This window comes from Nocardia sp. NPDC056611 (assembly GCF_042792755.1).
GTDB lineage: Bacteria > Actinomycetota > Actinomycetes > Mycobacteriales > Mycobacteriaceae > Nocardia.
This window is the reverse complement of sequence record NZ_JBHTVV010000003.1, coordinates 905,048-929,309: the sequence shown is the minus strand read 5'-3', so window position 1 is coordinate 929,309 and position 24,262 is coordinate 905,048. Positions and strand designations below refer to the sequence as shown.

The 24,262-nt window shown below is 69.0% G+C and carries 24 protein-coding genes; 3 read left to right on the top strand and 21 right to left on the bottom strand.

Features of this window, described 5'->3' with window-relative positions; translation table 11 throughout:
* Positions 1-44 precede the first annotated feature (44 nt).
* The 8 genes from dprA to ACFRAQ_RS20765 form a co-directional block, all read right to left on the bottom strand.
* Positions 45-1,202 (bottom strand): DNA-processing protein DprA, encoded by a 1,158-nt coding sequence (gene dprA / locus ACFRAQ_RS20800; protein WP_379101879.1) that lies wholly within the window; start codon positions 1,200-1,202, stop codon positions 45-47.
* Between the two features lie 158 nt (positions 1,203-1,360).
* Entirely contained in the window at positions 1,361-2,869 is a 1,509-nt protein-coding gene (locus ACFRAQ_RS20795) for a YifB family Mg chelatase-like AAA ATPase (protein WP_379101877.1), read from the bottom strand.
* 1 nt (position 2,870) lies between these two features.
* Positions 2,871-3,227, bottom strand: a complete 357-nt coding sequence (locus ACFRAQ_RS20790; RefSeq protein WP_379101875.1) for a YraN family protein — start codon at positions 3,225-3,227, stop codon at positions 2,871-2,873.
* 86 nt (positions 3,228-3,313) lie between these two features.
* Complete coding sequence (locus ACFRAQ_RS20785) at positions 3,314-3,619, bottom strand: DUF2469 domain-containing protein (RefSeq protein ID WP_040859817.1); 306 nt, start codon at positions 3,617-3,619, stop codon at positions 3,314-3,316.
* Between the two features lie 43 nt (positions 3,620-3,662).
* Entirely contained in the window at positions 3,663-4,406 is a 744-nt protein-coding gene (locus ACFRAQ_RS20780) for a ribonuclease HII (protein WP_379102201.1), read from the bottom strand.
* 30 nt (positions 4,407-4,436) lie between these two features.
* Positions 4,437-5,255 carry a signal peptidase I gene (gene lepB, locus ACFRAQ_RS20775; RefSeq protein ID WP_379101872.1) on the bottom strand — a complete coding sequence of 273 codons (819 nt, stop codon included), beginning with the start codon at positions 5,253-5,255 and terminating at the stop codon, positions 4,437-4,439.
* A gap of 167 nt (positions 5,256-5,422) precedes the next feature.
* Positions 5,423-5,764 (bottom strand): 50S ribosomal protein L19, encoded by a 342-nt coding sequence (rplS, locus tag ACFRAQ_RS20770; protein ID WP_120737548.1) that lies wholly within the window; start codon positions 5,762-5,764, stop codon positions 5,423-5,425.
* A 175-nt stretch (positions 5,765-5,939) separates the two neighbouring features.
* Positions 5,940-6,842 carry a hypothetical protein gene (locus tag ACFRAQ_RS20765; RefSeq protein ID WP_379102199.1) on the bottom strand — a complete coding sequence of 301 codons (903 nt, stop codon included), beginning with the start codon at positions 6,840-6,842 and terminating at the stop codon, positions 5,940-5,942.
* 140 nt (positions 6,843-6,982) lie between these two features.
* On the opposite strand from ACFRAQ_RS20765, the gene ACFRAQ_RS20760 reads away from it, so the two are divergent.
* Entirely contained in the window at positions 6,983-7,192 is a 210-nt protein-coding gene (locus ACFRAQ_RS20760; RefSeq protein ID WP_357281576.1) for a TOBE domain-containing protein, read from the top strand.
* Positions 7,193-7,345: 153 nt separating this feature from the next.
* A complete protein-coding gene (locus ACFRAQ_RS20755; protein ID WP_379102197.1) occupies positions 7,346-7,705 on the top strand; it encodes a bleomycin resistance protein in 360 nt (119 codons plus the stop codon).
* Between the two features lie 246 nt (positions 7,706-7,951).
* Here the strand turns inward: ACFRAQ_RS20755 and ACFRAQ_RS20750 are convergent, their stop codons facing one another.
* Positions 7,952-10,354: a Tex family protein gene (locus ACFRAQ_RS20750; protein WP_379101869.1), complete on the bottom strand. Its 2,403-nt coding sequence runs from the start codon at positions 10,352-10,354 to the stop codon at positions 7,952-7,954.
* 119 nt (positions 10,355-10,473) lie between these two features.
* On the opposite strand from ACFRAQ_RS20750, the gene ACFRAQ_RS20745 reads away from it, so the two are divergent.
* Complete coding sequence (locus ACFRAQ_RS20745; RefSeq protein WP_379101867.1) at positions 10,474-11,694, top strand: PQQ-binding-like beta-propeller repeat protein; 1,221 nt, start codon at positions 10,474-10,476, stop codon at positions 11,692-11,694.
* Positions 11,695-11,700: 6 nt separating this feature from the next.
* On the opposite strand, the gene trmD is transcribed toward ACFRAQ_RS20745, so the two are convergent.
* The 12 genes from trmD to ACFRAQ_RS20685 all read right to left on the bottom strand — a co-directional run bounded on the left by trmD (position 11,701) and on the right by ACFRAQ_RS20685 (position 24,052).
* Positions 11,701-12,402 (bottom strand): tRNA (guanosine(37)-N1)-methyltransferase TrmD, encoded by a 702-nt coding sequence (gene trmD / locus ACFRAQ_RS20740; protein ID WP_379101865.1) that lies wholly within the window; start codon positions 12,400-12,402, stop codon positions 11,701-11,703.
* A gap of 4 nt (positions 12,403-12,406) precedes the next feature.
* Complete coding sequence (gene rimM, locus ACFRAQ_RS20735; protein ID WP_379101863.1) at positions 12,407-12,946, bottom strand: ribosome maturation factor RimM; 540 nt, start codon at positions 12,944-12,946, stop codon at positions 12,407-12,409.
* Positions 12,947-13,189 carry an RNA-binding protein gene (locus ACFRAQ_RS20730; protein WP_029930032.1) on the bottom strand — a complete coding sequence of 81 codons (243 nt, stop codon included), beginning with the start codon at positions 13,187-13,189 and terminating at the stop codon, positions 12,947-12,949.
* 82 nt (positions 13,190-13,271) lie between these two features.
* Complete coding sequence (gene rpsP / locus ACFRAQ_RS20725) at positions 13,272-13,718, bottom strand: 30S ribosomal protein S16 (protein WP_357092641.1); 447 nt, start codon at positions 13,716-13,718, stop codon at positions 13,272-13,274.
* 420 nt (positions 13,719-14,138) lie between these two features.
* Positions 14,139-15,371, bottom strand: a complete 1,233-nt coding sequence (locus ACFRAQ_RS20720) for a hypothetical protein (protein ID WP_379101861.1) — start codon at positions 15,369-15,371, stop codon at positions 14,139-14,141.
* Between the two features lie 197 nt (positions 15,372-15,568).
* Positions 15,569-16,669: an amidohydrolase family protein gene (locus ACFRAQ_RS20715; RefSeq protein ID WP_379101858.1), complete on the bottom strand. Its 1,101-nt coding sequence runs from the start codon at positions 16,667-16,669 to the stop codon at positions 15,569-15,571.
* Positions 16,670-16,926: 257 nt separating this feature from the next.
* Positions 16,927-17,664: an MBL fold metallo-hydrolase gene (locus tag ACFRAQ_RS20710; RefSeq protein WP_379101856.1), complete on the bottom strand. Its 738-nt coding sequence runs from the start codon at positions 17,662-17,664 to the stop codon at positions 16,927-16,929.
* A 61-nt stretch (positions 17,665-17,725) separates the two neighbouring features.
* Positions 17,726-19,300: a signal recognition particle protein gene (ffh, locus tag ACFRAQ_RS20705; RefSeq protein ID WP_357281591.1), complete on the bottom strand. Its 1,575-nt coding sequence runs from the start codon at positions 19,298-19,300 to the stop codon at positions 17,726-17,728.
* 49 nt (positions 19,301-19,349) lie between these two features.
* Entirely contained in the window at positions 19,350-19,658 is a 309-nt protein-coding gene (locus tag ACFRAQ_RS20700; protein WP_379101854.1) for a hypothetical protein, read from the bottom strand.
* Between the two features lie 187 nt (positions 19,659-19,845).
* Entirely contained in the window at positions 19,846-22,293 is a 2,448-nt protein-coding gene (locus ACFRAQ_RS20695; RefSeq protein WP_379101852.1) for a [protein-PII] uridylyltransferase, read from the bottom strand.
* A 110-nt stretch (positions 22,294-22,403) separates the two neighbouring features.
* The gene (locus ACFRAQ_RS20690) at positions 22,404-22,742 is read right to left on the bottom strand and encodes a P-II family nitrogen regulator (protein ID WP_040859831.1); all 339 of its coding nucleotides are present in this window, start codon (positions 22,740-22,742) and stop codon (positions 22,404-22,406) included.
* A 5-nt stretch (positions 22,743-22,747) separates the two neighbouring features.
* The gene (locus ACFRAQ_RS20685) at positions 22,748-24,052 is read right to left on the bottom strand and encodes an ammonium transporter (protein WP_357281594.1); all 1,305 of its coding nucleotides are present in this window, start codon (positions 24,050-24,052) and stop codon (positions 22,748-22,750) included.
* Positions 24,053-24,262: the final 210 nt, after the last annotated feature.

The window sequence follows — 24,262 nt, the reverse complement described above, 5'->3', positions numbered from 1 at the left end:
ACCCCCGCCGCGCGATCGCGCCACACCCATTCCGGCGGACGGGATCACCGATGGTCCTCATGGCTCGCGACAATGGCGCCGCCCGCGCCGGTCCCCGGCGACCGCATCCGGTACCAGCCGTTGCCGTCGCAGCCGACCAGACCGGCGATCTCCAACGCGGACAAGGTGGCTCGCACCGTCGGCAACGCCAGGCCGGTATCGGTGACCACCGCCCGCGGCAGCCGCGACCCGGTCGCGGGCAACGCGGCCAGGACCAATGCCTCATCCCCGGACAGGTTGTCCTCGGGAGCGGTCGCGACCGCTCCCGGCAACGACAACCGCAACGGCCCGGCCTCATCGAGAATGTCCTCGGCCCGCGTCACGATGAACGCCTCCCCCTCCCGGATCATCCGGTGACACCCGACCGAGGCCGCCGAGGTGATCGGCCCCGGCACCGCCATCGCCGGCCGCCCCAACCTCCGGCACCACTTCACGGTGTTCCGTGATCCACTACGAATCCCGGCCTCCACCACGACAACACCGTCGGCGAGGGCGGCTATCAACCGATTCCGAGCGAGGAACTGGTGCTTGCGCGCGGATGTTCCGGGCGGGTACTCGGTGACGACCAGACCACGATCGGCGATCTCGGCGAGCAGATGATCGTGCTGCACCGGATACGGGCGATCAGGACCGCACGCGAGTACAGCGATCGTCATGCCGCCGACTCCCAGCGCGGCCCTGTGAGCCATTCCGTCGATCCCGAACGCGGCCCCGGACACGACGGTCCATCCCCGCGCGGCCAGCTCCCCGGCGATCTCCCCGGTCGCGTGATTGCCATACCCGGTACTGCACCGCGCCCCGACCACCGCGATCGCCCGCTCGGTCGTCTCCAGCAGCGACCTGCTCCCGCGCACCCACAGCACCAGCGGCACGGCCCCATCGGCATCATGCGCCGGATCCAATTGGCGCAACCCGAGCATTCGCCACGCGGGCCACTCCGCATCCTCCGGCGTCACCACCCGCCCGCCCAGCCGCTCGATGTGCGCCAGATCCGCGTCCGCCTGCTCGATCCCGCGCCGCAGCTCGGTAGGCCCCCGCAACACCTCCGGCAACTCCCTCTCCCGCACCGCCCGAGCCGCCTCCACCACCCCCACCGAATCGATCAACGCCGACAACGCCGCACAAGGCCCCTCCACCACCCGCGACAAGTACACCCACGCCAACCGCCGCTCCTCCGCATCACCGCTCGCGACCGAACCGCCGTCGTGAAGTGCCTTCCCGGACAACACGCCGGTCCAACCGGAGCCGCGGCCATGTTCAGCGTTGCCGGCCTCCCGGGTCCCGCCCTCACCGACTCCAGCGGAGCCATGTTCGTTCTCGCTCATGCGGTACCTCGCTGCCGGAAGCTCAAGGCTTGCAGGACGTCCTGGGCATTCGGAATGTCGCCACCACGAAGATCGCAGACAGTCCAGGCGACTCTGATGGCTCTGTCCGCACCGCGGGCGGACATGCGGCCGTGCTGGAGCGCGTTCTCGACCGGGGCGAGGGCCTCGCGGGGGAGGCGGAAGCGTTGGCGGAGAACGTGGCCGGGGACTTCGGCGTTGGTGGACATGCCGAGTTCGATCCACCTCTTCGCGGCTGCCGCGCGGGCCGCGGTCACGCGGGCGCGGACGACCTCGCTGGTCTCGACCTCGTCGCCGGTGAACGCGCCCGCGGCCTGGGCGTGCATCTGCACGGCGATATCGATGCGATCCATCAGTGGGCCCGAGAGTTTGCCCAGGTAGCGGCGGCGAGCCAGGGGCGCACAGATGCAGTCGATATCCCGGGCGGGAGCACACGGACACGGATTGGCCGCCAACACGAGCTGAAATCTCGCCGGGAAGCGGGAGACTCCGTCCCTGCGCGCGATGCGAACCTCGCCCTCCTCCAAGGGAGTTCGCAAGGCTTCGAGGACCTTGGCGCCCAGCTCCGCGCATTCGTCGAGGAACAGGACACCGCGATGGGCGCAGCTCACCGCGCCCGGGCGCGCGGAACCGGAACCGCCGCCGATCATCGCCGTGACAGACGAGGAGTGGTGGGGTGCCACGAAGGGCGGCGCGGTGATCAGCGGTGCGTCGCCGGAGAGCGTGCCCGCGACCGAATGGATCGCGGTCACCTCGAGGGAATCCCGCTCACGCAGCGGTGGCAGCAGGCCTGGAAGGCGTTGCGCCAGCATGGTTTTCCCGATGCCGGGCGGACCTGTCAGCAGCAGATGGTGCGCACCGGCCGCGGCCACCTCCAGCGCCCAGCGCGCCTCGTCCTGGCCCACCACCTCGCTGAGGTCTCCGATCGGCGGATCGGCTACCGGCAGGACCGGATCCGGGACGGCCAGTTCTCCCCCGCCGCGCAGCCAGTCGAGCAGTTCCAGGAGGGTGGCTGCGCCGAGGACTCGGATGCCGTCGACCAGGCCCGCTTCGGGAAGGGCGGCGGCAGGGACGATGACGGTTCGGCGGCCGGCGTTTCGGGCGGCGAGGACCGCGGGGAGGATGCCGCGTACTCGGCGGACGCGGCCGTCGAGGGCCAGTTCGCCGAGTAGGACGGACTCCGCGAGGCGGTTCGACGGGATCGCGCCCGCCGCGTCGAGGACCGCGCCGGCGAGGGCGAGGTCGTAGACGCTGCCCACCTTCGGGAGGGTGGCGGGCGACAGGGCCAGGATGACGCGGCCATCGGGCCATTTCTCGCCGGTGTTGGATACGGCGGCTCGGACTCGGTCTCGGGATTCCTGGAGGGTGGTGTCGGGGCGGCCGACGAGGTGGACCGAGGGGAGGCCCTGGCCTATGTCGGCTTCGATTTCCACGAGTTGGCCTTCGACGCCGTTGACGGCGACGGAGTAGGCCCTGCCGAGGGGCATGTCAGAACGCCGCCTTCAGGTGCAGGATCTCCGGTGGGCGGCCGGGGCGCAGGATGACGGAGACGACGTCGAAGCGGATGCGCTGAAAGGGGCCGGGGTTGGCGTGCAGCCAATGGCGGGCCACAGTGCGGATGCGTTGCTGTTTGAGGAGGGTGACGGCCTCCTCGGGGCGGCCGCAGGTCAGGTTGCGGCGGGTTTTGACCTCGATGAAGGCGGTGATGTCGCCCTCGCGGGCGATGAGGTCGAGTTCGCCGTAGCGGCATCGCCAATTGCGGGCGACGATCGACATGCCCGACGTGCGGAGATAGTCCGCGGCCAGGTCTTCCCCCTGCGCTCCCAGCGCCAGATGCTGTGCCATTCAGCCAGCATGGCCGCGCCCGTACCGGACGCGGCCATGCCGAACTGGGAAAACAGCGGGGCTGGGGATAACCTCCAGCCTGTGGATCAGTCGGGAAGCCGCAGGTCGGTCTTCTCCAGCTCTTCGATATTCACGTCTTTGAAGGTGATCACGCGAACGTGCTTCACGAAGCGGGCGGGCCGGTACATGTCCCACACCCATGCATCCGACATCCGAACCTCGAAGTACACCTCGCCATCGGCGTTCTGCGGACGCAGTTCGACGGAATTGGCGAGGTAGAAGCGACGCTCGGTCTCCACCACGTACGAGAATTGCCCGACGATGTCCTTGTACTCGCGGTACAGGGATAGCTCCATCTCGGTTTCGTACTTCTCGAGGTCCTCGGCGCTCATCGGGTGGAACGTCCTCCTTGTCGCCCAACTGGGTGTAGAGACATCATCCCGCATACGCCGTGTCGGTAGCCACTCGGCCGGTCTCCCGGACGTTTCGCCACGATCGACGGTGCTCGGGCGTGATGCCGAGACGGGTCAGCGCCTCATTGTGCTCGGGGGTGTTGTAGCCCTTGTGGGCCGCGAATCCGTAGCCGGGATACTCGCGGTCCATCTCGACCATCATGCGGTCGCGGGTCACCTTGGCCAGCACGCTGGCGGCGGCGATACAGGCCGCGGACGCGTCGCCGCCGATCACCGGCAGCGACGGCACCGGAATGCCCGGCACCCGGAAACCGTCGGTGAGCACGTAGCCGGGCACCGGATCGAGTCCGGCCACCGCGCGCCGCATGCCCTCGATATTGGCCACGTGGATGCCGATGGCGTCGATCTCCCAGGCCGGGATCACCACCACCGACCAGGCCAGCGCGATCCGCTTGATGATCGGGAACAGCTGCTCACGGGTGTTCTCGGTGAGCTTCTTGGAATCGTCGAGACCGGCCAGCGAGGTGTAGGACTTGGGTGGTAGCAGGCAGGAGGCGACGACCAGCGGTCCGGCCGAGCAACCGCGCCCGGCCTCGTCCACGCCCGCGACCGGGCCCAGTCCGCTGCGGATCAGCGCGGCCTCGAGCGTGCGTAGCCCGCCCGCCTGCCGCATCACCACGCGCGGCGGCCAGTCGCCGCGGTCGATCCGCTGAATCTTCTTGCCGCCGCGCTCCTTCCGGCGCGCGCCGGCGGCTTCGCCTGCCATCTTCCCCACCGGTCGATTATCTCGCGATTCTCAGTTCGTCTGCGGGTTCTCGGCCCGGACCGGACCGATGCGGCTGGGCGGCCAGATCTTGAACACGGCCTTGCCGCGCACATCGTCGACCGGGACGGTGCCGTTCAGCTCGTCGCGCATGTGATAGCGGGAGTCGGCGGATTCGGCGCGGTTGTCGCCCATCACCCACAGATTGCCCTCGGGCACCTTGACCTCGGGGAACGCGCGACCGCCGGCATTGAACTGGATGTCGGGGTTCTGTGCGTTGAACGGGTTGTTGTGCAGCACGTACGGCTCGTCGAGCGGCTTCCACTCCGAACCGGGGGCGCTGTCCTTGACCAGGATCCGGCCTTGCGCGTCACAGCATTTGACCGACTGGCCGCCCGTCGCGATGACGCGCTTGACCAGGTCGTTCTCGTCCGGCGGTACCAGGCCGAAGAAGGACAGGAAGTTCTGGACGCCGCGGACCGCGGTGTTCGACGAGCGGATCGACTTGTAGTGCCGGTTCCAGTCGTCGGTCGGGCCGACGAAGACCACCACGTCGCCCGGCTCCGGGTCGCCGAAGTAGTAGCTCAGCTTCTGCACGTAGATGCGGTCACCGGTGCAGCCCGCGCACCCGTGCAGCGTGGGTTCCATGGACTGCGACGGGATCACGTACGGCCGCCCGATGAAGGTCACCAGCAACGCGACGATCAACGCCGCGAAACCGATCAGGATGGGCAGCTCTTGCCAGAACGGGCGCTGCTTCTTCTTCGCTTTCGGCTGAAGGGGTTCAGGCGTCTGGGACCCATTGCCATCGCCCGACCCGGACTTCGTCACCGACTCGCTCTCGTCTGCCACCGGAACAGAGTAGCCCGGCACCGCGAAGAACCATGCGGTGCCGGGCTACTCGGCGTCGGCGAGCCGACAATGAGGCATTGTGGCGAGCCGACAATGAAGCATTGTGGCGAGCCGACGGTGATGCTCTGTGAGAACCGATCCCCGACGAGTCGGGGACGGTCGCTACCTCAGCGCTTCTCCTTGATCTTGGCGGCCTTGCCGCGCAGATCGCGCAGGTAGTACAGCTTGGCGCGACGCACGTCACCGCGGGTCACGACCTCGATCTTGTCGAGGTTGGGGCTGTGCACCGGGAAGGTGCGCTCCACGCCGACACCGAACGACACCTTGCGCACGGTGAAGGTCTCGCGGATGCCGCCGTTCTGGCGGCGGATGACGACGCCCTTGAAGACCTGGACTCGCTCCTTGTTGCCTTCAATAACCTTCACGTGCACGTTGACAGTGTCACCCGGGCGGAAGTCCGGGATGTCGTTGCGCAGCGAGCTTGCGTCGACGAAGTCGAGGGTGTTCATGTCCGTCCTTATTGGTTTTCGCGCGAACAGAGGAACCTGGCGGCTACCCGGGGAGGGTGCTCTACCGGTTCGTGCTCCGGATAATTGGGCGGTGCCCGGGCGAAGTGCGCCCAAGGCAACCTGAGCATTGTGCCAGACGACGCGGCCCGGACGGGAATCGGGGGTCGGGCCCCGGCTATTGGCTGTCGACGGGCTCCGGGGGCCGCTCCTCGTGCTTGCGGACCGGGAGCAGATGGATGTGCGTCGGCGGCGGGGCGGGCGGGGCCGGGACGATGGTACGGGTCAGCTCCTCCTCGGTGGCGCGCAGGACGTGCGCGGCGTCGGGTTTGCCGGCGAGGAGGTCTTGGACGAAGATCTTGGCGCGGATCATCGGGCGGCGGTACCGGCGTTCGCGGCGCATGGCGCGGCGCATCAGGCCCGACCGCGAGCCGTAGCGCCAGCGGGCCCAGGGCGCGCCGGGACGGCTCAGGCGCAGCGCGCCGATGAACAGCAGCGGCGGAAAGAACATGCCGAACAGACCGGTCCAGATCTTGCCCTTGGCGATGACGATGGCGGCGAGCAGCAGGTTCATCAGCGCGAAGGCGATGGTCAGCAAACGCTCGGGCACATTCGGTTCGGACCGCAGGTCCCGCACATCGCCGATATCGAGCAGCCACAGCGGATGGAACCCGAGCAGCAGCAGTCCGGTCACCGCGAGGGCCACGAACACCGCGTCCACCGAGGTCCGGCCCTGCTCCTCCCAGTACACGTCGCGCAGGTAGTAGATGAGCGCGAACTCGTCGAGCACCAGGGCCGCGCCGAGCCCGAAAACCGCTGCCAGCGCACTGATCACGCCGTCCGAGCTCTGATACAGCGCCACCAGCCCCATGCCGGAACCGAGCACCAGGATCACGCCGAACACCATGTGATGGATGTGCACGTCCCCGGCCCGCACATTGCCGGGCCACCACCGCACCTGTTTGCGGATGAGCCGCACACTGATCCGGATCAACAGGAATCCGATGATGAACCCCAGCAGCAGGCATGCCAGCGGCAATCGGCCGTGCGCCACCACGACATCTTCCCACCACTGCCGCACATGCATGCCCGTGTCGCCTCCGGAATTCTCGCGCGAACCGCAACCCCCGCCACGCTACCCGTGTCCAAGATCGGCACGCGGAGATCACAATCACCCGACGACGAGATACAGCAACCTGGCAGACAACTACGCTGGCGACCATGCGACTGAGTACACGAAATCAACTCGATGGAACGGTCACCCAGGTCACCCGCGGCGAGGCCATGGCCGTCGTCCGCATCCGCCTCACCGGTGGCGACGAGATCACCTCCTCCATCACCCGCGACGCCGCCGACGACCTCGGCCTGGCCGACGGCACGCCCGTCAAGGTCCTGATCAAATCGACCGAAGTCTCGCTCGGCGTCGAATAGCCGCCCCGGAACGGCCGAGCCGGACCCGATCCCCCTCGGCCGCTCCACTTTTCACCACCCGCTCGACCCGTCAGGACGGCCGGGCTGTCGGTCCGCACCGGTACCGTCCCGGGCATACCGCCGTCGACGAACGGAATCCGCATGCCGAACGAGATCGCCTTCGAGAGCGTCGCCCCGGTCATCCCCGTCCTCGACCTCGACGCGGCCCTGGACCGCTACCGCCGCCTCGGCTTCACCGCCCGCGCCTACGAGGGCGAGGCCCGCTACGGCTTCGCCGATCGCGGCGGCATAGCGCTGCACCTCACCGAATGGAGCGAGCACGATCCGAAGCGCACCGCCTCGGCCGTCTACCTCTATGTGTCCGACGCGGACGCCCTGCACGCGGAATGGTCCGCCGCGGACCTCCCCGGCTGTCTCACCGCTCCGGCCGACACCGATTACGGTCTACGGGAATTCGCCTACGTCGACCCCGACGGCACCCTGCACCGAGTCGGCTCTCCGCTCCACCGCTAGCCCGCCGATCCCTCCCGGTCCGAGAGCGTCTCGCTGTCGACGGCTTTGCGTGGGCGCGGCGCCAGGGCTGGCAGCGAAGGCCGGCTGGTCATCTCCGGCCTCGCCGAACGTCTGAACTTGCGCGCGCCCCGGCGAGCCGCGAGGCGGCGAGATCACCTCGCCGTGGCGGCTCGCCCCGAACTGATCGGGCAGGCCCGAAAAGCCGTGCGGGCCCCGGGGATTCCGGGGCCCGCACGTCGTGTGGCGTTACTTGCCGAAGCCGGCGCGGCGCAATGCGTCGGCCATGGAGCCGCTGGCAGCGGGCTGGTTGCGGCGGTCCTGGTTGCGGTTGCCGCCGCCCTGGCCGCCCTGACGGTTGCCGCCCTGGCGGGCGCCGTTGTCGCGCCCGCCGCGCTGGCCGCCACCCTGGTTCCCGCGGGGGCCGCGGTCGCCGCGGTCCGGCTTGGGCTTGCCGGGCTCGTCGTCCAGGCGCAGGGACAGGCCGATGCGCTGACGCTGGACGTCGACCTCGAGGACCTTGACCTTGACCACGTCGCCGGACTTCACGACCTCGCGCGGGTCCTTGACGAAGTTGTGGGACAGGGCCGAGACGTGGACCAGGCCGTCCTGGTGGACGCCGACGTCGACGAACGCGCCGAAGGCGGCCACATTGGTGACGACACCCTCGAGCACCATGCCGGGCTTCAGGTCGGCGACCTTCTCGATGCCCGCGGCGAATTCGGCGGTCTTGAACTCCGGTCGCGGGTCGCGGCCGGGCTTCTCGAGCTCGGAGATGATGTCGCTGACGGTGGGGACACCGAACTGCTCGTCGGTGAAGTCCGCGGGGCGCAGGGCGCGCAGCGCGGAGGTGTTGCCGATGATCTCCTTGATGCCCTTGCCGCTGGCGTCGAGGATGCGGCGGACCACCGGGTAGGCCTCGGGGTGCACGCCGGAGGTGTCGAGCGGGTCGTCGCCCTCGCGGATGCGGAGGAAGCCTGCGCACTGCTCGAAGGCCTTGGGGCCCAGGCGCGGGACGTCCTTGAGCCCGGCGCGGTTACGGAACGGGCCGTTGGCATCGCGGTGGGCCACAATGGATTCGGCGATCGAGTTGGAGATGCCCGACACCCGCGACAGCAGCGGGACCGAGGCGATGTTCACGTCGACGCCGACCGCGTTCACCGCGTCCTCGACCACCGCGCCGAGCGAGCGGGCCAGCAGGGTTTCGGACACGTCGTGCTGGTACTGGCCGACGCCGATGGACTTCGGGTCGATCTTCACCAGCTCGGCCAGCGGGTCCTGCAGGCGGCGGGCGATGGAGACCGCGCCGCGCAGCGACACGTCCATGTCCGGCAGCTCCGCCGAGGCGTACGCCGAGGCCGAGTACACCGACGCGCCCGCCTCGGACACCACGATCTTGGTGGGCTTGTGCTCGGGGATGCGCGAGATCAGTTCGGCGGCAAGGGCGTCGGTCTCGCGGGAGGCGGTGCCGTTGCCGATGGCGATGAGCTCGACGTTGAACCGGGCGACCAGTGCGCCCAGCACCGCGAGGGACTTCTCGGTCTGGCCCTGCGGCTTGTGCGGGTAGATGACCTCGGTGGCGACGACCTTGCCGGTGGAGTCGACCACGGCCACCTTCACACCGGTCCGGTAGCCCGGGTCCAGGCCCATGGTGGTGCGGGTGCCGGCGGGCGCGGCCAGCAGCAGGTCGCGCAGGTTGGCGGCGAACACGTCGACGGCGTCGCGTTCGGCGGACTGGCGCAACCGCATCCGGGTGTCGATGCCCAGGCTGACCTGCAGCTTGGTCCGCCACGCCCAGCGCACGGTGTCCAGCAGCCAGCCGTCGGCGGCCCGGCCGCGATCGGCGATGTCGAACTTGACGGCGATGCGGCCCTCGTAGATGGAGCGCTGCCCGTCCTCGAGCTCCTCGGTGTCGGGTTCGAGGTGCAGGTTGAGCACCTCCTCCTTCTCACCGCGCAGCAGCGCGAGGATGCGATGCGAGGGCAGCTTGTGGAACGGCTCGGAGAATTCGAAGTAGTCGGCGAACTTCGCGCCCGCCTCCTCCTTGCCCGCGCGCACGGTCGAGGACACCTGGCCGCGCTCCCACATGAGTTCGCGCAGTTCACCGACCAGGTCGGCGTCCTCGGCGAAGCGTTCCACCAGGATGGCGCGGGCGCCGTCGAGCTGTTCGGCGGTGTACTGCGCGGGATCGGTGGCGGGGTCGCCCAGCAGCGCGTCGGCCACCGGCTCGTGCCCGGCCTCGCGCGCAATCTGCGCCTTGGTGCGCCGCTTCGGCTTGAACGGCAGGTAGATGTCCTCGAGGCGGGCCTTGGTGTCGGCGAGCATGATCTGCGCGTGCAGCGCGTCGTCCAATTTGCCCTGGCCACGGATGGATTCGATGATCGAGCCCCGGCGCTCGTCGAGTTCACGCAGGTAGTGGAGGCGCTCGTCGAGGGTGCGTAGCTGCGCGTCGTCGAGCCCGCCGGTGACTTCCTTGCGGTAGCGGGCGATGAACGGCACGGTCGAGCCGGCGTCCAGGAGTTCGACGGCGGAGCGCACCTGCTCCTCGCGCACGCCCAGCTCGTCGGCGATACGCCGGCCGACGCTGGCGAGGCGGACGGTGCCGGTGGCACCTGCGGATGCTGCGCTGACGGTTTCGGAGGCTGTCGTCACGCCCGCAGACACTACCGCCGTCGCCCGACACCCGGTGCAACGCCCACGCGCGATTCGGTCCGTTCTGTCCCGCGAGTCTCGGATCGGCGCGCCGCGAGGCCGGTGGCAGGATCGCCCCCGTGCCGATCCCGACTCTGCGCGTACGTGTTCCACGTCGAGTGTTCCGGGCCTACGCCCGCGTCGCCCTGGCGGCGGGGCTGGCGGCTGCCGCGGCGGGCTGCGGTTCGAGCGGTTCCGCCACCATCGCCGACGGCTCCACGGTGCCCGACCTGGACCTGAGCGCTGTCAAGACGCTGTCGCTGGGCCCGAACGAATCCTTCGGGGTCATGTCCACGGGGGTATACACCCTGGCCGACGACGGGATCACCCGCGTGGATATCCGTACCGGACTACAGCTTTGGAAGATCGCGTCCACCGGCGCTCCGCCCGAGCAGGGCAAGATCCAGGTGCTCGACCGCGGACATGTGATGCTGGCCGGATGGCAGGGCACCCCTGGACTGACCGCCTACGACACCACCTCCGGCAAGCGGCTGTGGGACACTCCCGCCGAGCAGTGGTTCGAGTCGGACTCCGCCACCGGGCAATTCGTCCACTTCGATCCGCGCACCGGCGAGCAGCGCTGGTCGATCGATCCGGGCGCGCTCGGTTGCGCCACGCCGTTGCCGAAAGACCTTCCGGCCCTGTTCGATTCGGATGCGCCCAGCCTGGCCGAAGGTCCCGGCGTGGTGGTGTTCCGCTGCGCCGCGGCAGGCGGCCGGACCATCGTCGGCGGACTCGACCGCACCGCCGGATCCACGGTCTGGCATCGCGACATCCCCGAGAAGGGCAGCTTCCTGCGCGGCCCCGGCCGGATGGCGATCGTGGTGACCGAGGGCACCGTCGACACCGTCGACATGGCCGACGGATCCTCGCTCGGCAGCCGGAAAGCGGCCTCCGACAAGGAATTCCGCGCCCTGCTCGCCGACGGGTCGTCGCTCACGATGGACAGCTATGTCATCGCCGACAACAAGGACATGCGACTGCAAGCCCCCGACGGCAGCGTCCGCTGGACCGTGCCGCTGGACGCGAGTAAGGAAGAGATGCTGCCGCTGATGGTGAGCAGCCGCAACGAGGTCTTCCTGCTCATGCGGGAGAGCGGCGGGGCCAAGGCGTGGCTGGTGGCCTACGACACCGGTAACGGCAAACGGACCGTCGTACTCGGCCCGGGGCCGACCGCGGCGGGCGAAAAGCCCACGCTCACCATGAATCTGGACATCTCGCACACACGGCTCTATCCCGCGCCGTGGGGAATCCTCGTCACGGGCTCGGACAACGCATTCGCCGCGATCCCGAAACGCTGACCGGTCTCAGCCGAGTTCGGTCGCCGCGGCCTCGGGCAGCAGATCGGGCCTGCGCGCGGCCGTGCGTTCCAGCGACTGCTCGTGCCGCCACTGTGCGACCTTGGCGTGATTGCCGGACAAGAGGATCTCCGGCACATCCAGTCCACGCCAGCTCACCGGCCGGGTATAGGACGGGCCCTCGAGCAGGCCGTCGGAGAACGAATCCTGTTCGTGGGACTGCTGATTGCCGAGCACGCCCGGGATCAGCCGGACGAACGCCTCGGTCATGACCAGCACCGCGGCCTCGCCGCCGATCAGCACGTAATCGCCGATGCTGACCTCCTCGACCCGCACGCGCCGCGCGGCATCATCGAAGACCCGCTGGTCGATGCCCTCGTAGCGGCCGCACGCGAATACGATGTGCTGTTCGCCGGACCAGCGTTGCGCGGTCTCCTGCGTGAACGGCACGCCCGCGGGGGTGGGCACCACGAGCAGGGCGTCGTCCGGGCACACCTCGTCGAGGGCGTCGCCCCACACGGTCGGTTTCATGACCATGCCGGGCCCGCCGCCGTAGGGGGTGTCGTCCACGGATTTGTGCACGTCGTGGGTCCAGCGGCGCAGGTCGTGCACCTCGACCTCGAGCAGTCCCTTGTCGATGGCCTTGCCCAGCAAGGCCGCTCGCATCGGCTCGAGGTATTCGGGGAAGATCGTGACGACGTCGATACGCATGCCGCTACTCCGGGTCCAGCAGGCCCTCGGGCGGGTCGATGACGATCAGCCCGTCGGCGACGGACACGGTCGGCACCATGGCCAGCACGAACGGCACCAGGATCTCCCGGCCCGCGGGCGGGAAGGCGTCCCCGGCCTTGATCGAGAGCAGTTCTCCCGCAGCGGAATGCAGCACTTCGTTGACGGTGCCGACGACGGTGCCGTCGGCGAGTTCGACGCGGAGCCCTTCGAGCTCGTGGTCGTAGTACTCGTCCGGATCCTGCGACGGCGGCAGATCGGCGGTGTCGACCACGAACAGCATGCCGCGCAACGCATCCGCGGCGGTGCGATCGACGAGCCCGTCCAGACGCAGCAGAAGCCGGCCCGAGTGCTCCCGGGCCGACTCCACTACGAATTCCTGCGTCTGCTTCGCCCGCGGCAGCTTCCCCGTGAGGACGCTGCCGGGCGCGAACCGCAGTTCCGGCTCGTCGGTGCGGACGTCTACGACGAGTTCGCCACGCACACCGTGCGATTTGGCGACCCGTCCGACCACGAGCTCCGTCATCTACTGATCCGTGTCGACCACGTCGACGCGAATACCCTTGCCGCCGATGCCGGCGACCAGGGTGCGCAGGGCGGTCGCGGTACGACCGCCGCGACCGATCACCTTGCCCAGATCGTCGGGGTGCACGTGCACCTCGACGGTGCGGCCACGACGGCTGGTGATCAGCTCGACGTGGACGTCGTCCGGATTGGCGACGATGCCGCGAACGAGATGTTCGACAGCATCAGCCACAACGGCGCTCATGCCTGCACCTCGCTGGCGCTCGCCTCCGGCATAACCGCCGAGGCGGCTGTGCCATTGGTTCGCTCGCTGCGCTCGTTCACGGTTACTCGGCGGCTTCGGTGGTGGCCTCAGCGGCCTCGGCCTCGGCGGCCTCGTCCTTCTTGGCGGCCTTCTTCTTGGGGGTGACGGCCTCGGCGACGGGCTCGTTCTCGGCGGCGGCCAGCGCGGCGTTGAACAGGTCCAGCTTGGACGGCTTCGGGGCCGCGACCTTCAGGGTGCCCTCGGCGCCCGGCAGGCCCTTGAACTTCTGCCAGTCGCCGGTGATCTCCAGCAGACGCTTCACCGGCTCGGTCGGCTGCGCGCCGACACCCAGCCAGTACTGGGCACGCTCGGAGTCGATCTGGATGAGCGAGGGCTCCTGCTTCGGCTGGTAGATGCCGATCGACTCGATGGCGCGGCCGTCACGACGGGTGCGGGCGTCGGCGACGACGATGCGGTACTGGGGGTTGCGGATCTTGCCCAGACGGGTCAGCTTGATACGAACAGCCATCAGCTGCTTCCTTTCAAAGGTTGGTCACGTCGCAATTCAGCGACCCACTCGCGGTGGGCCCGGTTTTGCGTCAAGTGCTGTGACCGCCGCGCGGTACGGAACCGGAGACGGGCTGACACTGTCCTCGATGAGGACGGTCGTTCATTCTGCCAGACCCCCATCCGACCGGAGAAATCGCCCCGCAACCCCCGGAAACGGCGACAGCCCACCGGAGGGTCCCGATGGGCTGTGACCGTACCCGCCGCTAGTTCGGGGTCGAGCTGCCCGAGGTCAGCAGCTTCACGATCAGTCCGGCCAGCACGCTGATGGCCAGGGCTTCGATGGAACCCACGGTCGTTCTCCTCATCAGGGGTCGAGAAATGAAACGTGTGAAGCATGCACGATTCACTATCCCCGCGCAGGCGAATCGACAGAACAGTCCTACCGGCGACGCATGCAGATGGTCAGGCCCGCGGTGGTGCCCGGACCGTAGGTCAGACTGACCGCGGTGCCGGCGGGACACACGTTGTCGTTCGAGTCGTGGCGATCGGTCACCTCGTACCGGGCCCCGGGGTCCCCGCAATCGATCCGGTGCGTCGCCGACGCCGAGGTCGCGCGGACATTGTCGTCGGTGATGCAGTCACCGACCACCGCGTACCGCGAATCACTCAGATCCGCCGGGCCCATACAGACCACCAGCACCAGATCCGTCTTGTCGTTGCCGCGGGTGAACACCGAGTTCGCCCCCAGATCGTCCGGGCACTCCGGGCGCGCGGGCTTGCCGTAGACGGTGCGCACCGACAACACCCGCTGCGAGGCGCCCGGATCGGTGCAGGCCACCTTCTTCATGGTGTTGCGGTCACCACAGTCACCGAGTTTCGCGGTGCCCATCGACGTGGCGTCGGTGTCATTGGCGCACACCACGATCGCCCGGCCGCCCAGTGAGGACTGCGCGAACGCCATCCGCGCCACCGGATGCTGTTTACACGCCTGATCGGTCACCGGAACCTTCGTATGCAGTTCGACGGCAACGACTTTCGCCGGCGCGGGCGTCATCCCGCAGTCGACCCGGGTCAGGGTGTCGCCCGCACCCTTCACATCGACGCAGTCCTCGGCCTGCAACGATCCCGGATCGGTGAGATTGAACCGAGTCGGGGTCAGGCACAAGATGGTGTTCACCTGTTTATCCGACGCGGTCGGCTCGGTCACGGCTCGGGTGGCGTCGGAGTATTTCGCGCACGCCCCCTCCACCGGGAACACCAGATCCTCGCGACCCACGATCTTGTACAGCGAGTGGTCGTCACCGCACCCGTACCCCACCGGCTTCACCAGCGTCTCGACCGCGACACACGACCCGACGGGGAACGCCACCGGATCCGGCCGGGTGAGCACCCACCCGAACAACGCCGACGCCGCCCCGACGATCACCACCGCCAGCACCGCGCCCCACACCCACCACCGCCGCTTCCGCGGCGCCGAGGTGGGAATCCCCGGCGCGTCACCCGACGGCACAACTCCCCCCGGCGGCGGATACCCGCCCGCCTCCCGCGGCCACTCCCCCGGACCGTCAGCCGAAACCGTCGGCCCCCCAGCGAGATTCACTTCCTCGGACTCCCCGGGCGACTGGTCCGACGGCCCCGCCACGCGGACGCTGGGATCGGATGGTTCGAGCATGGTTCCCTCCCACGGAATGCTGCGGAAACTCTCCGCGACAATGCAGGGGGCGATCCTAAGTTCCGGCATTTCGGCTGCCGGGTGACGGATTCGGATACCTATACGCCGTGGTTCGGTCAGCGCGGACCGATCAGCGAAGCTCCGCAGTTGCGATCTCGACCGAGACCGGGGCGCCGCTGATCCACGCACCGGCAGGCTCAGCGGTATGCGGTCACCGGGTCGCGGCGGTCGTAGACGCGGCCGCGCAGGACGACCGTGGACGGGGTGGTGAGGATGCGGAGGTTGACGCGGGGGTCTTCCTGGTAGACGACGAAATCGGCGGGGGCGCCCGGGGTGATACCGGGGTGGGCGAGCCAGTCGCGAGCGTTCCAGGCGGACGCGCCCAGCGCGTCGTGGGGGCTGAAACCGGCTTCGGTCAGGGCGATGATCTCGTCGGCGATGCGGCCGTGGCGGATGGAGCCGCCCGCGTCGGTGCCGGTGTAGACGGGGACCCCGGCGTCGTGGGCCTTGGCGACGGTGTCGCGGGAGCGGCGGTGCAGGTCGCGCATGTGGGCGGCGTAGGTGGGGAATTTGGTTGCGCCGTCGGCGATTCCGGGGAAGGTGTCGATATTGACGAGGGTGGGGACCAGGGCGGTGCTCTGGGCGGCCATGGCGGCGATGGTGTCATCGGTGAGTCCGGTGCCGTGTTCGATGCAGTCGATGCCCGCACCCAGTAGGCCCGGCAGGGCGTCCTCGCCGAAGACGTGGGCGGTGACGCGGGCGCCCTCGCGGTGGGCGGCGTCGATGGCGGCCTTCAGGACCGGATCCGACCACAGCGGCGCGAGGTCGCCGACCGCGCGGTCGATCCAGTCGCCGATGATCTTGACCCAGCCATCGCCGCGGCGGGCCTGCTCGGCCACGATGTCGGGCAGGTCGCGCTCGTCGTCGAGTTCGATGCCGAGTTCGCGGATATAGCGTTTGGGGCGGGCGATGTGGCGGCCCGCGCGGATGATGCGCGGCAGGTCGGCGCGCTCGTCGAGGAAACGGGTGTCGACCGGTGAGCCCGCGTCGCGCAGCAGCAACGCCCCGGCGTCCCGCTCGACCTCGGCCTGGGCGATCAACCCATCCGAATCCTCGTGCCCGCCACCGTATTTGATGCCGACATGGCAGTGCGCGTCGACCAGGCCGGGCAGGATCCAGCCGGAGGCGTGCACGGTATCCGCGCCGGGCACCGGCTCGGCGGAGATCACCCCGTCGCGCACCCACAGATCGCGGAGTTCACCGTCGGGCAGGACAAAGCCACGGAAATGCAGCCGCATGGGATCACTATCGCACGGCCACCGAATCGATCGGTTTCGAAGAAGCCTCCGGCCGCCGCCGCTTCCGCGACGGCAAGAACGTCTGCTTCTTCCAGCCCGCGGCCAAGTTCAAGAACCGCTACACCACCCTCGGATTCGAGGGCGCGGCCAATCTCGACGACGGCGGCCTGTGGGCGACCAGCTTCGCCATCGTCGAGTTGACCCCCGAGATCGAGGCGCGGATCACCGCGCTCGTGAAACAGCCGGCGAGCTGAGACTCAGGACTTCGCGAAAGCGCCCAGCAGGGCGGGCAGGTCCTCGCGGATCGGGAGTCCGTGCCCGGGCACCATCACCTCGGCCCCCAGGTCGGCGAGGCTCCGCGCGCTCGCCAGCGCGCCGGGCTCGTCGTGGTTGAACACGCCCGGCAGCAACTGCAAACCGGTCCCCCGCGCGATGGGGTGACCGGTGACCAGGGCGTCCCCGGAGAACAGCACGCCTTCCGACGGCATGAAGTACGCGGTGTGACCGTTCGTGTGACCGGGCGTCGGCACCGCGACGAACCCGCCTGGCAGCGCCGCCAGGGTCTCCGCATCCGCCGCCACCGCGGTCGGCACGCTCATCCCGATATGCCCCACGCAGGCCCGCAGCGTCTGCGCCACCCACACCGCCCCGCGCCGACTCCCCAACTGCCCCACCATCTGCAGCGGCGTGATCTGCTGCAGATACTCCCGCTTGGCGTGCCGAACCTCCTCGGCCCCGGTGTACACCGGCACCCCGGCCCGCTCCACCAAGGCCGGGATCGCCCCGATGTGATCCAGATGCGCGTGGGTCACGAGGACCGCCGCGATATCGCCGAGCTGATGCCCGATCTGGGACACCGAACTCAGCACCGCGGCGGTATCGGCGGGATACCCCGCGTCCACCACGGTCACACCACGATCATCACTGACCAACGCCCAGTTGACGTTCGTCCCCGCCACGACGTACACGGAATCGGAAACCTGATCGATTTTCACGCCCGAACCGTACCGACGATCCGACCGCCGCACACGGCGACACGAAACCCGCTGCTATCCGTCAGTTCTTGGGGAAGTTCAGCTTGCTGAGATCGAAGCCCTCGAGGCCCGGGGGGAGTTCGTTGAGGCCGGCCGGGAGGTTGGAGAGGTCCGGCATGCCGCCGGGCATGCCGCCCGGGAGGCCGGGCATGCCCGGGAAGCCGCCGCGCACCTTGGGCGGGGTCGGGCCGCGTCCGCCCTTCTTGCCCTTCTTGCCGCCCTTCTTGGTGTTCTTGCCGCCCCGGTTGCCGCCGGGGAAGCCGAACTGGCGGCTCATCGCGCCCATCATCTTCTTGGCTTCGAAGAAGCGGTCCACGAGCTGGTTGACATCGGAGACCGCCACGCCCGAGCCGTTGGCGATGCGCAGGCGGCGCGAGGCGTTGATGATCTTCGGGTTGGCGCGCTCGGCGGGGGTCATGCCGCGGATGATGGCCTGCACGCGGTCGAGCTGCTTGTCGTCGACCTGCGCGAGAACGTCTTTCATCTGGCCCGCGCCCGGCAGCATGCCCAGCAGGTTGCCGATCGGGCCCATCTTGCGGATGGCCAGCATCTGCTCGAGGAAGTCCTCGAGGGTCAGCTCGCCGGAGCCGATCTTGCGGGCGGCCTCCTCGGCCTGCTTGGCGTCATAGACCTGCTCGGCCTGCTCGATCAGGGTGAGCAGGTCACCCATACCGAGGATGCGCGAGGCCATGCGGTCGGGGTGGAAGACGTCGAAGTCCTCGAGCTTCTCGCCGGTGGAGGCGAAAAGGATGGGCTGGCCGGTGATCTCACGCACCGACAGCGCCGCGCCACCGCGGGCGTCACCGTCGAGCTTGGTGAGCACGACACCGGTGAAGCCGACACCGTCGCGGAAGGCCTCGGCGGTGGAGACCGCGTCCTGACCGATCATGGCGTCGAGGACGAACAGGGTCTCGTCGGGGTTGACGGCGTCGCGGATGCCCGCGGCCTGCCGCATGAGCTCCTCGTCGATGCCGAGGCGACCGGCGGTGTCGACGATGACCACGTCGTACTGCTTGGCCTTGGCCTCCTCGATGCCGGCGCTCGCGACGTCGACCGGATCGGACGCGGAGACGCCCAGCGGGTTCTCGCCGCCGCCGATGGAGGTGCCCGGGTGCGGCGCGAAGACCGGCACCCCGGCCCGCTCACCGACCACCTGCAGCTGGGTGACCGCGCCCGGACGCTGGAGGTCACACGCGACCAGCAGCGGCGTATGGCCCTGGCCCTTCAGCCATTTGGCGAGCTTGCCCGCGAGGGTGGTCTTACCGGCACCCTGCAGACCGGCCAGCATGATGACCGTGGGCGGGTTCTTGGCCAGGCGCAGCCGCCGGGTCTCGCCGCCGAGGATATTGATGAGTTCCTCGTTGACGATCTTGACGACCTGCTGGGCCGGGTTCAGCGCCGCGGAGACCTCGGCGCCCTTGGCGCGCTCCTTGATCTTCGCGATGAAGCCGCGCACCACGGGCAGCGCGACGTCGGCCTCGAGCAGGGCCAGGCGGATCTCCCGAGCGGTCGCGTCGATGTCCGCCGGCGACAGGCGTCCCTTGCCACGCAGATCCTTGAGGGCACCGGCCAACCGGTCGGAAAGGGATTCGAACACCGATGCTCCTGATCTCGAGGGACGTTCACTCGAGATACCAGGGTAGTGGTTATTCGAGCGACCGCGGGCGGGGGCCGGGGCGGCGCAGGTCGTGCTTCTCGATGGCAACCATGCCGACCGCCTCGCGGGCGGTGAGGCCCAGCTCCAGGGCGAGCCCGTCGAGGATCGCCCAGCCGGCGTCCGACGGGCTCTCGCCGGTGACGGCGGAGGCGATGGTCATGGCGGTCACGGCCTGCTGCCCGGTGAGGGTCCGGCCGGGCAGCCAGGAGACCACCCAGCGGTCGCCACCGACACAGCGGGCGATGTGCGCGGTCAGATCGCTCGTCATCATCGACGCGGAAACGACTTCGATTGCCACCGACTCACTCCCCTCGTGTTCGCGACTCATGACGGACACGTGCACGCGGAATACTAGGGTGTGACGCCGGTCACTCGACAGCATTGCAGCAAATCTCCTGCAACATTCTGATCAACGGGCAAACGCCTGGTTTGCCGGTTACTTCCGTCTCCTGCTCTCCAACCGGAAAACCGCTGGAAGATCCGATTCAGCTGTCCGATTCAGGCGATTTCTTCGGTTGTTGGGGCGGCACCACCTCAAGCACCGCCGCCGAGATCTCGGCTCGCCGCCCGGGCGTGTCGGTATCGCCCAGATCCAGGCAGAAGGTGTCGACGACCGCGGAACCCATGGTCACCACCTTCGCCCACGACACGTTCACCCCCGATTCGGCCAGCGCCGCGGCCAACCGGTTCAGCAACCCGATGCGGTCCTCGGCCCGCAATTCCAGCAACACCCGCCCCGGCTCGGCGGTCTCGTGCCAGAACACCCGCGGCCGCGCCTGCGCGAACGGACTCGGCTGGGTGCCGACCGCGTCGCGCTCCTTGCGGGCCAGCACCGACGCCAGATCCAGGTCGCCGTTGATGGCGCGGATCAGCTCCTGCCGCAGCAGACCGGCGTCCGGCGGATCACCGAAACGCGGGGCCACCACGAAGGTGTCGATGGCCGACTCGCCCACACTGGCCAGCTCGGCCGACAGCACCCGCAGCGAATGCACGGCCAGCACGCCCGCGGCCTCCGACAGCAGGCCCGGACTGTCCGGGGCGACCACGGTGACCACGTGGTGGTAGCGCCCGTCCCCCGGCTTCAGATCCACGTGCACGCCACCGGATGCCGCCCGAGCGCGCAATTCCTCGGGGATCGGGGTCGGCTCCGGCAGCGGATCGCCCGCCATGGCGTGGCGGCAGTTGCGGACCAGGTCGCCGATCAGCGAGGCCTTCCAGTCGTTCCACACCCCGGGCCCGGTGGCCAGCGCGTCGGCCTCGGCCAGCGCGGCCAGCAGTTCCAGCAGGTGCGGGTCGCCGTCGAGGGCGTCGATCACCATCTTCACGGTGTCGGAGTCGGAAGTATCGCGGCGCGTGGCGGTATCGGGCAGCAGCAGGTGGTGGCGCACCATGGCCGCCAGCGTCTGCACGTCGGAGGGCCACAGCCCCAGGCGATTTCCGATCGATACGGCCAGTTCCGCGCCGACCACGCTGTGGTCCTCGGTGCGGCCCTTGCCGATGTCGTGCAACAGCGCGCCCAGCAGCAGCAGGTCCGGGCGCGAGACGCGGGTGGACAGCGCCCCGGCCTGGGCGACGGTCTCCATCAGGTGGCGGTCCACGGTCCAGGTGTGCATGGCGTCGCGCGGCGGCAGATCGCGCACCACGCCCCATTCCGGAAACAGCCTGCCCCACAAGCCCGTCCGGTCCAGGGCCTCGACAGCGTCGACACTGCCGCGGCCCGCGCCCAGCAGCACCAGCAGGTCGTTGAGCGCCTCCTTGGGCCACGGCTCGCGCAGCTCGGGCGCGTCCTCGCCGAGGCGGTTGAGGGTGGTGGCCGACATCGGCAGCCCGGTCTGCGCCGACGCCGCGGCCACCCGCAGGATCAGGCCGGGATCGCGCTGCGGGCGGGCATCGCGGGCGAGCACCACTTCTCCGGAATGCTCGACCACCCCCTCATCGAGTGGTCGGCGCACCGGAACACGGCGCAAGCGCGCGAGCCCGCGGCGGGGCAGCGCGTTCCCGGCGGTCCGCAGCCCGACATCGGTGGAGTAGCCGATGGTGCGGGCCGCGTCGCTGAGCGTGCGGGCCAGATCGAAGCGGTCACCGATCCGCAGGGCCGCCCCGATCTCGTCGGCGTCCTGGGCCCGCAGCTGGTCGCGGGCGCGGCCCGCCACCCGATGCAGCTCGGTGCGTACATCGAGCAGGCGGCGGTGCGCCTGCTTCAGCCCGCCGCCCGGCACTTCCGGACCGAGCCCCGGCATGGCGTCGGTCAGTTGTGCGATGGCGAGGGCGTCCAGCAACTGGATGTCCCGCAGTCCGCCGCGCCCGTTCTTGAGATCGGGTTCGGCGCGGTGGGCGACGTCTCCGCTCCGGCGCCAGCGGGTCTGGGCCTGCTCGATCAGGGCGTCGAAACGGGACCGGATCCCGGCCCGCCAGTCCCGGCGCACGCCGCCGATGAGCAGATTGCTCAATCCGTCGTCGCCGACGATGTGCCGCGCCTCGAGCATGCCGAGGCCGGCGGTGAGATCGTCGGCGGCCACGCGCAACGCCTGCGGGACGGTGCGCACGCTGTGATCGAGCTTGATGTGGGCGTCCCACAACGGATACCAGAGCTGATCGGCGACCTCGGCGACCCGGGCGGGGTCGACGTCGTCGTAGAGCAGCACCAGATCCAGGTCGGAATAGGGCAGCATCTCCCGGCGGCCCAGTCCGCCCACCGCGACCAGGGCGAGCCCGCTGTCGGCGGTGATGCCGACCTCGTGGCCCTTGGTGGTCAGCCACAGGTCGTAGAGATCCACCAGGGCCTCACGCAGGGCCTCGGCGTCGAGACGGGTGGCGCGGCCGTTCGAGCCGTGCTCGCCCAGCAGCTGGTTGCGGGCCCGGACCAGGTCCGAGGCGCCTCCGGGGACTTTGGTGTCCTCGGCCTTGTCTTCGCGTTCCTGCTGGAAACCCACAACCGCCCCTCTCGATTCAATTCAGTTCGCCGCCCCGGCACGGGGACGGCCCCGTCACCGCCGGTTTCGACACCGACGGGGCCGGGGCCGCCACGGGGATCCCGCTCGAATTACAGAGCGTCGGAACCGCGTTCGCCGGTGCGCACCCGGACGATGGCGTCGACCGGGGTGACCCAGACCTTGCCGTCGCCGATCTTGCCGGTGCGGGCGGCTTCGACGATGACCTCGACGACCTTGTCGACGGAGGCGTCGTCCACCACAACCTCGACCCGGACCTTCGGGACGAAATCAACCGAGTACTCGGCGCCGCGGTAGACCTCGGTGTGGCCCTTCTGACGGCCGTAGCCCTGCACCTCGCTGACGGTCATGCCGAGCACGCCCGCCTGCTCCAGGCCGGTCTTCACGTCCTCCAGGGTGAACGGCTTCACGATCGCAGTGATCAGTTTCATGTTCGTCATGCCTCCTTGACGGCGGCGGTGCGCGCCGCACCACTCACAGCAGCGAAATCGTATGCCGATTCTGCGTGCTCGGACTCATCCAAGCCTTGGAACTCGGCTTCCTCGTTCACCCGGAGACCGATGGTGTACTTGATGGCGAGCGCGATGATCAGGGTCGCGATGCCCGAGAAGGCAAGCACCGCACCGGCTCCCACGGCCTGCTTGATCAGCTGATCGAAGCCGCCGCCGTAGAACAGACCCTTGACCGCGGCCGGGGCCTCGGGGGCGGCGACCAGGCCGACCATCAGGGTGCCCGCGATACCGCCGACCAGGTGGACGCCCACCACGTCGAGCGAGTCGTCGAAGCCGAACTTGAACTTCAGGCCCACCGCGAGAGCACAGAGGACACCGGCGACCACACCGATGGCGAGCGCGCCGATGACGTTGACCGAGGAGCAGGAGGGGGTGATGGCGACCAGACCGGCCACGATGCCCGAGGCGGCGCCCAACGAGGTGGCGTGACCGTCGCGGATCTTCTCCACGAGCAGCCAGGCCAGCATGGCGGCACCGGTGGCGACGGTGGTGGTGACGAAGGTGGCGCCCGCGATGCCGTTGGAGCCGACGGCCGAACCGGCGTTGAAGCCGTACCAGCCGAACCACAGCAGACCGGCGCCGAGCATCACGAACGGCAGGTTGTGCGGACGCATCGGGGTCTTCGGCCAGCCCTTGCGCTTGCCGAGCACGATCGCCAGGACGAGGCCCGCGACACCGGCGTTGATGTGGACCGCGGTACCACCGGCGAAGTCGATCGCCTTGAGCTTGTTGGCGATCCAGCCGCCGTGCTCACCGGTGACGCCGTCGAAGGCGAAGACCCAGTGCGCGACCGGGAAGTAGACCACGGTGGCCCACACGGCCGAGAACAGCACCCAGGACCCGAACTTCAGGCGGTCGGCTACCGCACCGGAGATCAGGGCGACGGTGATGATCGCGAACATGAGCTGGAAGGCCACGAAGACCGTCGCCGGCACCGTTCCCGCCAGGGGGATGGCCGACTTGATCGTCTGGTCGGTGCTGCTGGCCAGGTAGGTGCCACCGAACAGCGACTTCAGCCCGAAGTACTGGGTCGGGCTGCCGATCAGGCTGCCCTTGTCGTCGCCGAAGGCGACGGAGAAGCCGTACAGCGCCCATAGAACAGTGATCACGCCCATCGAGGCGATGCTCATCATGATCATGTTCAGGACGTTCTTCGAGCGGACCATACCGCCGTAGAAGAACGCCAATCCGGGTGTCATCAGAAGCACGAGTGCTGAACTGGCCAGCATCCATGCGGTGTCGCCGGTGTCGGCTGCACCGATTACGGGAAACGCCACCTTATGTCCTCCTCATCTCTGGCCCCGCAGCAACCTGCGCATAAGCCTGCAATGAGATTCGTCAGTCGGTGTTTCCTCCGTGATCCTGCGGCGTTTCGCGTAGGTGAACGGATGAGATTGCAGTGTTGCGGTCACGTTTCCGGTCCCGCACCACTGTTACGA

Coding starts and splice junctions, on each gene's coding strand:
- ACFRAQ_RS20720 (WP_379101861.1), bottom strand. CDS start 15,371: ATGCTCGAACCATCCGATCCCAGCGTCCGCGTGGCGGGGCCGTCGGAC.
- ACFRAQ_RS20780 (WP_379102201.1), bottom strand. CDS start 4,406: ATGGCAGGCGAAGCCGCCGGCGCGCGCCGGAAGGAGCGCGGCGGCAAG.
- rimM (WP_379101863.1), bottom strand. CDS start 12,946: ATGACGGAGCTCGTGGTCGGACGGGTCGCCAAATCGCACGGTGTGCGT.
- ACFRAQ_RS20790 (WP_379101875.1), bottom strand. CDS start 3,227: ATGGCACAGCATCTGGCGCTGGGAGCGCAGGGGGAAGACCTGGCCGCG.
- ACFRAQ_RS20795 (WP_379101877.1), bottom strand. CDS start 2,869: ATGCCCCTCGGCAGGGCCTACTCCGTCGCCGTCAACGGCGTCGAAGGC.
- ACFRAQ_RS20760 (WP_357281576.1), top strand. CDS start 6,983: ATGCGACTGAGTACACGAAATCAACTCGATGGAACGGTCACCCAGGTC.
- rplS (WP_120737548.1), bottom strand. CDS start 5,764: ATGAACACCCTCGACTTCGTCGACGCAAGCTCGCTGCGCAACGACATC.
- rpsP (WP_357092641.1), bottom strand. CDS start 13,718: ATGGCTGTTCGTATCAAGCTGACCCGTCTGGGCAAGATCCGCAACCCC.
- ACFRAQ_RS20785 (WP_040859817.1), bottom strand. CDS start 3,619: ATGAGCGCCGAGGACCTCGAGAAGTACGAAACCGAGATGGAGCTATCC.
- ACFRAQ_RS20690 (WP_040859831.1), bottom strand. CDS start 22,742: ATGAAACTGATCACTGCGATCGTGAAGCCGTTCACCCTGGAGGACGTG.
- ACFRAQ_RS20730 (WP_029930032.1), bottom strand. CDS start 13,189: ATGAGCGCCGTTGTGGCTGATGCTGTCGAACATCTCGTTCGCGGCATC.
- ACFRAQ_RS20685 (WP_357281594.1), bottom strand. CDS start 24,052: ATGCTGGCCAGTTCAGCACTCGTGCTTCTGATGACACCCGGATTGGCG.
- ACFRAQ_RS20715 (WP_379101858.1), bottom strand. CDS start 16,669: ATGCGGCTGCATTTCCGTGGCTTTGTCCTGCCCGACGGTGAACTCCGC.
- trmD (WP_379101865.1), bottom strand. CDS start 12,402: ATGCGTATCGACGTCGTCACGATCTTCCCCGAATACCTCGAGCCGATG.